15 protein-coding genes, 1 tRNA gene and 1 pseudogene are annotated in these 11,117 nt (G+C 37.4%); 12 read left to right on the plus strand and 5 right to left on the minus strand.

Going from position 1 to position 11,117, the window contains the following annotated elements:
- Nucleotides 1–7 precede the first annotated feature (7 nt).
- Nucleotides 8–91, plus strand: a tRNA-Leu gene (locus JCM10519_RS09415).
- Nucleotides 92–212: 121 nt separating this feature from the next.
- Here the strand turns inward: JCM10519_RS09415 and JCM10519_RS09420 are convergent.
- The 3 genes and pseudogenes from JCM10519_RS09420 to JCM10519_RS09425 all read right to left on the minus strand — a co-directional run bounded on the left by JCM10519_RS09420 (nucleotide 213) and on the right by JCM10519_RS09425 (nucleotide 3,910).
- Entirely contained in the window at nucleotides 213–1,754 is a 1,542-nt protein-coding gene (locus tag JCM10519_RS09420; RefSeq protein ID WP_347843670.1) for a sensor domain-containing diguanylate cyclase, read from the minus strand.
- Between the two features lie 710 nt (nucleotides 1,755–2,464).
- Nucleotides 2,465–2,602 (minus strand): hypothetical protein, encoded by a 138-nt coding sequence (locus tag JCM10519_RS28350; protein ID WP_347843671.1) that lies wholly within the window; start codon nucleotides 2,600–2,602, stop codon nucleotides 2,465–2,467.
- Nucleotides 2,603–2,693: 91 nt separating this feature from the next.
- Nucleotides 2,694–3,910, minus strand: a pseudogene (locus tag JCM10519_RS09425) (6-phosphofructokinase).
- A gap of 489 nt (nucleotides 3,911–4,399) precedes the next feature.
- On the opposite strand from JCM10519_RS09425, the gene JCM10519_RS09430 reads away from it, so the two are divergent.
- From JCM10519_RS09430 to JCM10519_RS28355, 3 genes are read left to right on the plus strand one after another with little or no spacing between them, the layout of a single operon-like run.
- Complete coding sequence (locus tag JCM10519_RS09430; protein WP_054738775.1) at nucleotides 4,400–4,615, plus strand: hypothetical protein; 216 nt, start codon at nucleotides 4,400–4,402, stop codon at nucleotides 4,613–4,615.
- A gap of 39 nt (nucleotides 4,616–4,654) precedes the next feature.
- Complete coding sequence (locus JCM10519_RS09435; protein ID WP_347843672.1) at nucleotides 4,655–4,918, plus strand: hypothetical protein; 264 nt, start codon at nucleotides 4,655–4,657, stop codon at nucleotides 4,916–4,918.
- Nucleotides 4,919–4,938: 20 nt separating this feature from the next.
- On the plus strand, nucleotides 4,939–5,082 hold the full coding sequence (locus JCM10519_RS28355; protein ID WP_347843673.1) for a hypothetical protein: 144 nt from the start codon (nucleotides 4,939–4,941) through the stop codon (nucleotides 5,080–5,082).
- A 77-nt stretch (nucleotides 5,083–5,159) separates the two neighbouring features.
- Here JCM10519_RS28355 and JCM10519_RS09440 read toward each other — a convergent pair whose 3' ends face one another.
- On the minus strand, nucleotides 5,160–5,444 hold the full coding sequence (locus JCM10519_RS09440) for a hypothetical protein (protein ID WP_054738779.1): 285 nt from the start codon (nucleotides 5,442–5,444) through the stop codon (nucleotides 5,160–5,162).
- Nucleotides 5,445–5,527: 83 nt separating this feature from the next.
- On the opposite strand from JCM10519_RS09440, the gene JCM10519_RS09445 reads away from it, so the two are divergent.
- Complete coding sequence (locus JCM10519_RS09445) at nucleotides 5,528–5,788, plus strand: hypothetical protein (protein WP_054738781.1); 261 nt, start codon at nucleotides 5,528–5,530, stop codon at nucleotides 5,786–5,788.
- Between the two features lie 15 nt (nucleotides 5,789–5,803).
- Nucleotides 5,804–6,046 carry a hypothetical protein gene (locus tag JCM10519_RS09450; RefSeq protein WP_054738783.1) on the plus strand — a complete coding sequence of 81 codons (243 nt, stop codon included), beginning with the start codon at nucleotides 5,804–5,806 and terminating at the stop codon, nucleotides 6,044–6,046.
- Between the two features lie 312 nt (nucleotides 6,047–6,358).
- Here the strand turns inward: JCM10519_RS09450 and JCM10519_RS09455 are convergent, their stop codons facing one another.
- Nucleotides 6,359–6,763, minus strand: a complete 405-nt coding sequence (locus tag JCM10519_RS09455; RefSeq protein ID WP_347843674.1) for a hypothetical protein — start codon at nucleotides 6,761–6,763, stop codon at nucleotides 6,359–6,361.
- A gap of 745 nt (nucleotides 6,764–7,508) precedes the next feature.
- On the opposite strand from JCM10519_RS09455, the gene JCM10519_RS09460 reads away from it, so the two are divergent.
- From JCM10519_RS09460 to JCM10519_RS28375, 6 genes are all read left to right on the plus strand, one after another.
- Nucleotides 7,509–7,880, plus strand: coding sequence for a hypothetical protein (locus JCM10519_RS09460; RefSeq protein WP_054738787.1), 372 nt, complete (start codon nucleotides 7,509–7,511; stop codon nucleotides 7,878–7,880).
- Between the two features lie 49 nt (nucleotides 7,881–7,929).
- A complete protein-coding gene (locus tag JCM10519_RS09465) occupies nucleotides 7,930–8,133 on the plus strand; it encodes a hypothetical protein (protein ID WP_347843675.1) in 204 nt (67 codons plus the stop codon).
- A 480-nt stretch (nucleotides 8,134–8,613) separates the two neighbouring features.
- Entirely contained in the window at nucleotides 8,614–8,910 is a 297-nt protein-coding gene (locus JCM10519_RS28360) for a hypothetical protein (protein ID WP_347843676.1), read from the plus strand.
- Between the two features lie 111 nt (nucleotides 8,911–9,021).
- Nucleotides 9,022–9,306 carry a peptide-methionine (S)-S-oxide reductase gene (locus JCM10519_RS28365; protein ID WP_347843677.1) on the plus strand — a complete coding sequence of 95 codons (285 nt, stop codon included), beginning with the start codon at nucleotides 9,022–9,024 and terminating at the stop codon, nucleotides 9,304–9,306.
- Nucleotides 9,272–9,496, plus strand: a complete 225-nt coding sequence (locus JCM10519_RS28370) for a peptide-methionine (S)-S-oxide reductase (RefSeq protein WP_347843703.1) — start codon at nucleotides 9,272–9,274, stop codon at nucleotides 9,494–9,496. Before JCM10519_RS28365 ends, JCM10519_RS28370 begins: the two co-directional genes overlap by 35 nt.
- Before the next feature lie 1,358 nt (nucleotides 9,497–10,854).
- On the plus strand, nucleotides 10,855–11,117 hold a 263-nt coding region (locus JCM10519_RS28375), incomplete at its 3' end, for a hypothetical protein (protein ID WP_347843678.1).

Below are 11,117 nucleotides of genomic sequence, written 5' to 3' on the forward strand. Positions count from 1 at the left end.
TTAAAAAGCAGAAGTGGCGGAATTGGCAGACGCGCACGGTTCAGGTCCGTGTGGTAGCAATACCTTGAGGGTTCAAGTCCCTTCTTCTGCATAGTGATGCTTAAATGTCCTGTGGAAAATACCGCAGGATATTTTTATTGTTAAAATCACAAATACAGGGTGCCGCGAAATAACACATCAAAATCAGTGATTTTCAGCAGCACCCTGTATTTTTATAAATTTGCCATGCTCATGCCAGGTTCATAAACCGCATATTGGCTGCGGCCGTGTTTTTTTGCATGATAAAGAGCAATGTCGGCCTTTTCATATAATTCCTCAAATACAGTCCCATCTTCCGGATAGGCAGCTGTTCCCAGACTGCCTGAAATATGTGCTTCCGGTTCCAGAGCGCTGCCTATAAGGCTGCATAAATTTTCCAGCCGTGCGTATAAATCCATGCTGTAAGCCACATCTTTTAGCAATATGATAAATTCATCGCCTCCCAGCCGTCCAAAGATGTCATCACGCCTTAAAGCGGATTTAAGCCTTGAGGCAGCGCGGTGGAGGGCCTTATCCCCAAACTGATGGCCGTAATTATCATTAAGCTGCTTGAAGCGGTCAATATCCAGCATAATAAGGATGTGATGCCCCTGGCTGTTTTTTAATGTGCTGCGTATTGCATGTATGGCAGTTGCCCTGTTTAGCAGTCCGGTCAGAGAATCCTGTTTGGAAAGCTCCTGAAGCGTCAGGGCCTCCCGTTTCGAGGCGTCAATATCCTTAATCAGGATAAATGCCTTAATCGTATCGGTATAGGGATCGGAAACAATCTGCACCATTCCAAGCCCCCAGTACACACTGCCGTCGGGCCGTAAACGACGGTGCTCCAGACGTAAAGACCGGTTCCCCCGATAGAAGTGGTAGAGCAATTGATTTTTATTGAAGAATTTGAGAAACATCTCCCGGTCTTCCTCAAAAATTTGATTCTCTGCAATGTAGGTCATAATGCTGGAAAAGGAATTGGAGACATATTCCGGCATGGTCTGTGTCATTTCCCCAATGATTTCTTCAAATAAGTCGAATTTTAAATTATATTCATAATATCCGATGCAGTCCCTTTTCTGCTCACGCATGTATTCCATCCACTTTTGATAAGCCAGCTCTTTTTCATACTGATCTGTAATATCCTGGTAGGATATGATTCCCCTGAGAGGCTTTTGTTCCTCCGTGCACACCAGTGAGTAATGAGTGGAAAACCAGTGATAATCACCTGAACCTGTTTTAAGCCGTGTGATACATTTTCCCTCGGGTATCCCCTTTTCCATGTTGTTATAAAAAGCCAGAAAGTCTGTTACACTTTCCCTGTGTACAATTCCATTTTCAATAAGGAATTCGGGAGAGAGCGGCAGGGTGTAGGGGAAGGGGAAAGTTCTGGAAAATTCAGGCGAGGGGGAAAGGGTTCTGGAAGGGATGTCATATATGCTTACAAGGCATCCGGAATGCTGGCTGGCCAGCCGGTATTGTTCTTCACGGATCCGTAAGTCTTCCTGGAACTTTTTCATACATGTGATATCGGAGATCGCACAGTACAATATTTCCTCCTCAGGGACATAATTCAGTTGTAAGGAACACCAGATGCAGCTTGTTTGTATTTTTGCTTTGATTTCCAACTCAAAGCTGGCTGCCTGGCCTGTCAGCTGGCTGCGCATTTCCGTCAGGAGCTCCGCATATTCTGATTCACATACCATGTCCTTAAGAGAAGCAGGCGATTGAAACAATGTTTTAACAGCCTGATTAGAGTAAAGAATGGTAAAGTTTTCGTCGGTTCTAAGCTTCAGTATGCCGCAAGGAATGCGATCTAAAAAAAGGTTCTCCGTTCATTTTCACTTTCTCCCATAAGTGCTATGAAAATAGAAATTGGCTTTATTAAGAATATATGAAGCATGTTGTCAAAAAAATGCACAAAAAGATATAAATATAGTAAACATTTGGATATAGATGGATACCAGCAGAAACGGACGCGATGGATTGGGGGATTTTGACAATTCAGAGATATAAAATTATACAGATTGCTTAATAAGAAGAAATAAGATTCGATTGAATATTTGTTACAAAGGAAATGTTTTTAATCAGAGCTCATTTCGACAGTCAGAATAGGATTGGCTGTTATGGCAGTTCCCAGCCCGGTTTGTTGACGGTGGAAACGAATTAGATAAAGACATTGAGTGGAAAACCCTGTGCGGTCGCATTTACGAGGGTATGATAATTGGTGGGTGTGCCTGGATTTTTACTATTCCCTTAGGCAATTTGATGTTCGATTTTTGACGCAGATAAACCTTCCGGAAATTTGGTATATAGGCTCTTGATTGCATCTGGCAGCCTTTATTTGCATCTTGGTAGTGAACCTATTGAAATCGGCGGCTTTATATTTATAATTAAAATCAGGAAAGGCAAGGTGGAAGGCTCACTCTGGGCGGGAACAGACCATTCACTTCATCAACAATGCAAGCGTCAATCTGCTGTACGCCGTACCGCATTCCGGTACGGATACGGCAATCAGTGAAGGGGCCGGTACTGCGGCAGCGATTGCGGCAAAACAGGGAATTGGTGTTGCCGCAATCGGCACAGCACAGCTTCAGAATCTTTTAAAGGATCATGGCGCCTTTCCTGATCCGTATAAATGAACAGATTTTAAAATTCGGAAAAGCGGATCGTGATCATTTACGGTACAAATAGACGGGTCTGCCGCTTTCCATCTTTCTTTGAGGCTCACCCTGGATCAGCGGTATGGCATATTCCAGAAAATCCGGGGTGACATCCGTGCCATTGCTGCAGATCCATTGGGCAGGGAACCGTTTTTCCTGATTGCATACTTCATTGACATCAACGGTGATGCATTCCATGGAATAGGGGGAATTTCCTGTACGGCAAAAGGCGATCATTCTGCCTGTAATGCCTTTTAAAGCAGTTTTCACCCCTTCGGAGCCTGCCTGCACGGATTCCTCTATGTCGGTTGCAGAAGCAAGCATGCCGCTGCAGCGCTGGCTTACATTCAATTCAATGGAACGGACCTTTACACCGAAACGGTCACGCACAAAATTCTCCAGCATTTTACCGCTTCCGGTCAGCATTTTATGACCAAAGGTGTCCAAACGGACTTCATCCGCATATTCACATATGAATTTGCCCTGGGCATCGGAGAGCCCTTCTGAGATACAGATAATAACGGAGTTGTGTTTATTAAGGGCAGCTTTGACATCTGAAGCGAAACATTCAAAATTAAAATCCGTTTCTGGAAGGTAGATAAGCAGGGGATTATCGCCCTCATATTTTCTGGCCAGCGCACTGGCAGCGGTGAGCCAGCCTGCATGGCGGCCCATCAACTCTATGATGGTGACGGATTTTTGCTGGTAGACAGAAGCATCCAGAACGATTTCACGGACAGTATCGGCCACGTATTTGGCAGCACTGCCGTATCCGGGAGTATGATCTGTTAAGATTAAGTCATTATCAATGGTTTTTGGAATTCCAATGAAACGGATAGTGCTTCCATGATGGTCTGCATAGCGGGAAAGCTTGCTTACTGTATCCATGGAATCATTACCGCCAATATAAAAGAAATATCCGATATCCATAGCCCGGAATTTTTCGAACAGAGCCGGATAAAAGGGAGAAGACAGATCGTCAGGGAGTTTGTAGCGGCAGGAGCTAAATAAGCCGCAGGTGTTAATTTAAGAAGCTCCAGTTCTTTTTCCGTCAAGTCACCTGTTAAATCCATATAATTGCCAGACATGAAGCCTTCTATGCCATTGATCATCCCGTAAACCCGGCCGATTTCTTCATGAGCCATTCCTTCTTTGATGACGCCGTAAAGGCTTGCATTGATCACAGCGGTCGGTCCGCCGGATTGTCCTACGATTGCATTTTTCTTCATGTATAATATCCTCCAAGTTTGCATATGCCACTGGCACCTTCCCTATTCTATAATAGAAAGAGTTTCTTTGCAACGGTAATTTCGGGAAATAAATGGCCCATAAAAAGGGAGGAGCCGGTGGAATGTGACTTCCACCGGCCAGTTATGAAAAAAAAGTTTTAATTTTAACAAGTATTGGAGTTCTCCTTGTTACTGTCTTAAGTATAGAGCATAGATGTGAAAAAAAGTTTGTAGAAGCTGTAAATAAACTTTGTACGTCTTGTGAAGAAATTGTGAATGAATAATATTAGCTTATTATAGTGATTACTGCTGATTTATGTATTGATAGCCGATTATAAATGAATAATTATGAAGTTAGAGCGTTATAAAATCGCACTGGTAGTAACATACTACACAACAAACTATACAACACTATAAAATCTTCTCTATTTCCGTTCTAAACCATTCAATGTCCATGTGAGTGTAAACTCTATCTGTTAGATCTTTTGAATGAAAGAATACCGTAATATCCCATTTGCTTTCATGGGAATGAAGGTGATTTTAAAATCAGGAAGCAGAGGAAATATTAAAGGAACCATTGGTGGTTCAAATGACAGTATGAACTTGGATATCTGCTTTGATGGAACCAGCCATAAAGAAAATTGTCATCCACATTATAAATTGGTTTATTTAGATAATAGCGGGAAGGTTGTAGCTGGATATTAGTCAGGATCCAAACGAACCAGGGCAGAGAGGAGTAAAAGTATGTCAGAATATTTAGCAGAGAGAACACTTACGAACATGAGATCTGGTTTGTCTATGACAAGGGCGGGAATAAACGCAGTGAATGAAAAGATGGCACTGAAAATGGCTATAAGTGCTTTGGAAAAACAGATTCCGGTTCAGCCTGTAAATGGCGGTGCATTCGGTAAATGCCCAGATTGCGGTTATGAATTTAATTCGGAGCTTCTGGAGGTGTACAATTTAAAATTCTGTCTGAATTGTAGAAAGAAGATTAAATATTGCTAAACCGGAAATAGGAGCATCAGATGAAGCAGAAAGAAGAAATCCGTCATGCGATAACGGAAGTCCTTAAAAGAGAAGAACAGATGCCAAAGAAAAATTTAATCGAAGCTGTGTATGCAAGACTTACGGTTATTCAAGTAGAAGTCAAGGCCGTGTGTCCGAGATAAAAAAAGAGGGCATTGTATACTGCGTCAATGATTCACCGGGGTGGATGGGCATCTATTAAAAAACGAATTAACACTTTTTATTTGCAATCAAAAATAGTCTTGGCTGCAAGATATTTCCCGAAATCATCCTTCCATTTTTGGTGAATCTCTGATGAATCCCATACAGTCAGAATGTCCGGCTCAAAAACCATTTTTATCATTAAATCATGACGGTTTTCCCTGTCAATACAAGATGAAAATGTCTGAACCTGTTGGATTCCAGGTATCTCAGTTGCATGTGAAAACAGATCATTAATTTGGCTGATTAATTCTTCTTTATTAGAAACAGTATCTAGAAATTTTACAATGATATAGTGTGTCATAGTGTCTCCTTATTATATAGTTTTTATTTTATAATAGCACATTTTATAGTTATTGAAAACCAAAGTTTGACGGAGGAAATGATATGAAGGTAGAAGTAAATAAACCAGATATAATACAGTTTTGCATTAGCCCGGAAAAAGAAGATGAATTATATACAAGCTGCATGTGGGCAAGGATCACATTTGACAATAAAAACTGGTCTATGATGGCTCAGTCAGATTGTGGAGATGATTCTTATTCCTGGGTACCGGAAAAAGATAGAACATTTTTACAACTGATGCAGCGGATTGACGGAGAATACCTTCTTGGAAAGGTATCTGATCGGAGGCGATTTGATGAGTAATCAAGCAAAAAGAACTTGATTGATTGGGTTTCGTCTGAATTGGATTCAGAAAGGCTTGCCAAAGAAATTAAGGGGATAAATGCCAGTTCAGAAGAGCGTTTTATAAGAGAGGTAGAGGAAATCGATGGCATGGAGGATTTTCAGGATTTATGGGAATGCCTTGAACATGACTATCCACAATCCGCAAAAACCTTTTGTAGAATATTTACAGAATGCATACAGCCGGAAATCAGAAAGTATTTGAAATTTGTGAAATAGTAATGCATCCGGCATTACATAACCTTCCGGCCTGACTGGCAGAACCGGGGCGGGAGGAGATCACTATTTCTTTAAATATTTGATGCAGCATAAAATTACCAAAATATAGGCAATGAATTTTAAAACTTCAGATGTATAAACAAGCAATGGCAAAAATTGTATAAAGTAAATTGGAAAAATTTCTCAACATGTAACACCTCATTTTATTTTTTAATTAAATTATATTATAAATAATTTAAAATAATAGTAGGTTAAACATTAAAGATTATTTACAAAAATTAGTATTTGCCGAAGTAGGTTAGATAAGGTCATTTAAGGTAACGCTTTCTTTATCATATCCTTTAGATGATCGGGAATATCATATGTTTTTAAATGTACAAAGCTAATAAATGTTTTATTCCCAGATGAATCTATCTGATATGATGCTTCGTCATATCCGACCGGATCATGTGCCCCTATCATTGGATTGATACCAAAAGTGATATTTATTTTTCCAAGTTCTTTTGAGATCTTTTGAACTTTTATTTTATAATTATAAATAGCTGGGGTCATTGTAAAATATTCGTCGTAAAAGCTGTCAGAGGCGGATGTAATATCCTCTATAAATAGTGCTATTATCAATTCATCCTTTATCTCAGCAGGGGAAGTGACATCAACAACAAATGTGCTTTGAGTTTTATATTTATTAATAAAATTGGCAGATATTGATAGTAACAAAAAAAACATACTAAAACCAAGTATATAATTAAAATCTTCCGATTTTTCATGACTTTACCTCATTGAGAATTGTTTTATTAATAAAAGATATTATTTCCAGAAGATACTTATTCCGAGAAATTCGTTAATTAAACTGATATTTTATTGTTTTCTAAAATATTACAATGTTGAATCACGGGGCTACAAAGAAAAATGCCCTCAAGATTAATATGAGGACATTTTTCTAACTAAGGTTAAAGCAGTCAACAATACTTCATTAACAACCTATTGTTATTTCCGCATTGCCATCCATAGCTTGACACCTCCGTCTATAATGATGTGCTCTTTGATGAACACAATATTATTATGAGCATAATCTATAAAAATATTATGGTAATAAACAGTAAATAAAAAAACGAGAAAATTGAACATGAAAATTTATTTGATGTTAATTACGGTAAAATAGCAAAAAATGAATATAGTAATATTGAAATGGGGTTATTTACGAAACCTGATATTCGATAATCAAGATAAAACAAAGGCGTTTTTTTGAAGATGAACAAACTAAAGAGAAAGATGTATATACTCTTATGGAAAACAAAATCATAGTTTCGGTTAACCCTTATGGTGATTGGAAACAAGAAACGTATGTCCGACAATAATACAGAATAATAAGCCAGAGAGCGAAGATTGATTCCCCGCTCTTTTCTTGAATATTACTAAAAAGTATGCTATGTTTCATATATGTATGAATGGGGGATGTGCTATGAAAAAGTTTCTTTTAACAATGACTTTGGCTCTTGGAATTATTTGGATAGCGGGCTGTTCAAAAGAAGGTTGGGAAGTGCAAACTATCGCTGATACTAGAGGCGGTGTTGTAATTCACGAAGGAGACAAGAGAGTCATATTTAATTTAAGAGTTTTGCCTTATGATATGGAATATAAAGGGCATATTCTTGAATTTTCATCATGTGAACTGTATCAGGAGAAGTCAGAAGTAAATTATTCTTATACGCCTTATTTAGTTGCCAAAATTAAAATAGATGGAATTGATGATGAAACATTGCATTTGTTAGATGAAGATTTATATGTTTATGGAAAAATATCTAATGGTAAAGAATTGTCAAAAAATTTGTGAGATTGATAATGGGGGATATCGATATTATGTATTTTCGCAGTCATTATTTATGTCTGATGATTATCGATATGATTTTTCAGAATCTGCTTTTAATGTGAGTTTTCTGATTCTTCAAGGTGAAGATTATAGAGCTTTGCAATTTGTATATAATGGAAGTTCAAAATTAAATGTTAAGGATTTGAAAGATATAGGTGAAGAAATCTGGTATCAAATCAAACAAAAGCAACTTGAATTTGAAAAACCTAAGATTTAAGAATTCATTTGAAAAGAGACAATATTCTGATGAGTATATATGCTAAAGCGAAAATTCGCTTGAGTCATAATGTACTAAATAAAATTAAAAGGAACGTCTTTAATCGGACGTTCTTTTTCTATGTCCGGGGAGGGAGATACCTTGAAAAAAGTAATTACATTCACTGAGGAACAGGTAATGCAGATACAATATATGCTGAATACCATTACCGTAACTGGAATCCAAAATACCAGAATTTAAAGCGGCTCAAATAGGAGGATTCAAGGTTATTCCTTTCTGGGAAGAATGCTGTTTGTTACAGACTATGAGTACATACCATACAATTTCAATAAGCAGCAAATACAGCACTTTTTAATTGAAGCAAATTGACCAGGAGCAGTTCATTGATAAGGACCTCCCAAACTATGAGCATAAACTCCAGGGGCATGCTTCTTTGGAAACTTGTGTCGGGGCTATCAAAGCGAACCAGACGAAAGCGGAATGCTACGCACAACAGGAGCCCAGCGCACTGGCGGCAGTATGTGCGGGTTCGGAATACACATGGAAAAGCGGGCGCATAGATTTGATAAACTAAGAGAACGGAATCCAAAGGAATGGGAGTTTTGGATGTACCGGTGTTGTATTGACAAGGAAACCGACGAAAAGTTGGGCTGGGGCGAGGTTTTTAATTTTGGAGTTGCCTGGGAGGATAATTGGAATGGAATCCCAGAAGACAAGTTGCAGATACCAGGACAGATGAAGCTTTCTGATTACCTGGAAAAAGATAATGAAAATTAGGACTTAAAGTATTGCTGCACATTGGAAAATTAATATTGATAGTTAGTAAGTATGGTAGTATTATATTCAAGAATGTTATTTATATTTGATGAAAGAAAATAGGTGAATATTATGATTGAAACAATATATTTTGCAGGTGGCTGTCTATGGGGTGTACAAGCATTTATCAAAACACTAAAAGGTGTTATTAATACTCAAGCAGGACGAGCAAATGGTTATTCAAATACTCTGGAAGGCGAGTATGATGGTTATGCTGAATGCGTAAAAACAGAATTTGACTCTGAAATTGTAACTGTTTCTCAACTAATGGATTATTTTTTTGAGATTATAGATCCTTACAGTATGAATAAACAAGGTAATGATGTGGGAAAAAAAATACCGCACAGGCGTATATAGTAAAGTGCCTCGACATTTGGAAGATGCCAAGAATTATATAACAGAAAGAGCAGATAGGGACAAAATTGTAGTGGAAGTCCTGCCACTTATGAATTACGTTAAAAGTGCAGATGAACATCAAGATAGATTAGATAGGTGCCCTAATGACTATTGTCATATTCCTAAAGAGTTATTACATAAATACTCATAACCCACTGTTATGAGCATAATGCGGAGCTAATAAAATTGAATATGATAAGAAATATGCCTCTGCTTTAAATGAGCTGAAGCATAAGGTTATCTATTATCGATACCATAAGGTGAAAATCTGAGTAGAGTTGTACGATAAAATAGAACTTTTGGAAGATGAGCAGGAAAAGCGCCTGTTGAAATACCAGTACATACGATGGTGCCGTTGGGAGGATATTGCTGATAAAATGGGATACAGTGTCAGGCAGATATTCAATATACATAAAAAGGCATTGAATAGTTTGGATTTTTACTAAAAATATGGATTTTAAATAGGAAACTAAGCCCCAAGAATGGTGTATTAACATATTTCTTGAGGCTTTTTATTTGATTATGATATCTTTTTGATAACTGTTTATGGTCTACAATTATAAATGATAGTTTGTATATATTTTAATTTTGTCACCATAATTATTTTCCAGGTAAAGAATATCATACTCATCTTTTATTAATTTTGAAAAACCACCATTATGGATGTGTACATATTTGTAATGAATTCCTAAACCATTTATAATCTTAATACAATCAATAGGAAATCCCTTTACGTCACATTTATTATTTATTTCTAATGTTTTTCTATAATTCTGCTTTGCTCCAATAAAATCACCCTTTAATCATCGGGCAGAAGAATTTTAATAATATTTTATTTTTGTTTACCGAATGTTGTTAAGAAGCGGCGGAATTAGAAATTTCACATCTTATATGGCTGACTAGCTCGGAAATTAAAATTTTGTAGATACGAACATTCCAATTGATGTTTTATAAGTAATATCTAATTATTAATATTTGGAGGTAATGCTTAGTGAGTAACAAGTATCAGTAGAGAGATTTTTTTGATTGTAAAAGAAATTTTTGTCCACAATTAATAAGCAACTAAAATAAAGATGCGAAACTAAATTTCACCTGTCTATTATTTAACCAATATCCTATTCTTGCTTTTGTTTATATTAACACATTTATTTATAGTTGAAATATGCTGGATTTATCTTTCTAATATGCTGTGCACTCAATGCTGGGTTTTCGTTTATGAGAACCAGGAAAAAGTAATTTATATGAATAGGCAGCTAATTTGATTTTTCTCTTTTATCTATGGGATATTTTTTCTCATTTTTCATCTTTTTATTAATAATGAACCTACCCATAATACCGACTTAGGATAATGAATTCCTTCGAATTTTTATTAGCAAATCCGGAATAATGTACTAGCCGGCATATAATTAACAGACCTGTACAATTAGACATATTCTATGAGTATAAAGAATTAAAATTCTTTATACTGTTTCCATATATAAGCAAATAATTATAGAGGGGAAATTCTATATGAATAACAATATAGAGTCTAATGATAAGCGTTGTTGTTGTTGCCGTCGTTGTTGTTGTGGCGCAACAGGACCGACAGGGCCAACAGGACCCACCGGAGCAACAGGGCCAACAGGACCAATTGGTGCAACTGGACCTATAGGACCTGCCGGAGCAACAGGGCCAACAGGCCCGATTGGTGCAACAGGCCCAACTGGACCAACAGGGTCAATTGGAGCAACCGGACCTACCGGGCCAACGGGTCCGATCGGAATAACCGGAGC

The sequence above is a fragment of the Clostridium sp. NkU-1 genome (assembly GCA_001312405.1).

Bases quoted from the DNA above. Each gene is read 5' to 3' on its own strand.
- JCM10519_RS09430 (WP_054738775.1), top strand. From the start codon at position 4,400: ATGAAAGAATACCGTAATATCCCATTTGCTTTCATGGGAATGAAGGTG.
- JCM10519_RS09435 (WP_347843672.1), top strand. From the start codon at position 4,655: ATGTCAGAATATTTAGCAGAGAGAACACTTACGAACATGAGATCTGGT.
- JCM10519_RS28355 (WP_347843673.1), top strand. From the start codon at position 4,939: ATGAAGCAGAAAGAAGAAATCCGTCATGCGATAACGGAAGTCCTTAAA.
- JCM10519_RS09440 (WP_054738779.1), bottom strand. From the start codon at position 5,444: ATGACACACTATATCATTGTAAAATTTCTAGATACTGTTTCTAATAAA.
- JCM10519_RS09445 (WP_054738781.1), top strand. From the start codon at position 5,528: ATGAAGGTAGAAGTAAATAAACCAGATATAATACAGTTTTGCATTAGC.
- JCM10519_RS09460 (WP_054738787.1), top strand. From the start codon at position 7,509: ATGAAAAAGTTTCTTTTAACAATGACTTTGGCTCTTGGAATTATTTGG.
- JCM10519_RS09465 (WP_347843675.1), top strand. From the start codon at position 7,930: ATGTCTGATGATTATCGATATGATTTTTCAGAATCTGCTTTTAATGTG.
- JCM10519_RS28360 (WP_347843676.1), top strand. From the start codon at position 8,614: ATGCTACGCACAACAGGAGCCCAGCGCACTGGCGGCAGTATGTGCGGG.
- JCM10519_RS28365 (WP_347843677.1), top strand. From the start codon at position 9,022: ATGATTGAAACAATATATTTTGCAGGTGGCTGTCTATGGGGTGTACAA.
- JCM10519_RS28370 (WP_347843703.1), top strand. From the start codon at position 9,272: ATGTGGGAAAAAAAATACCGCACAGGCGTATATAGTAAAGTGCCTCGA.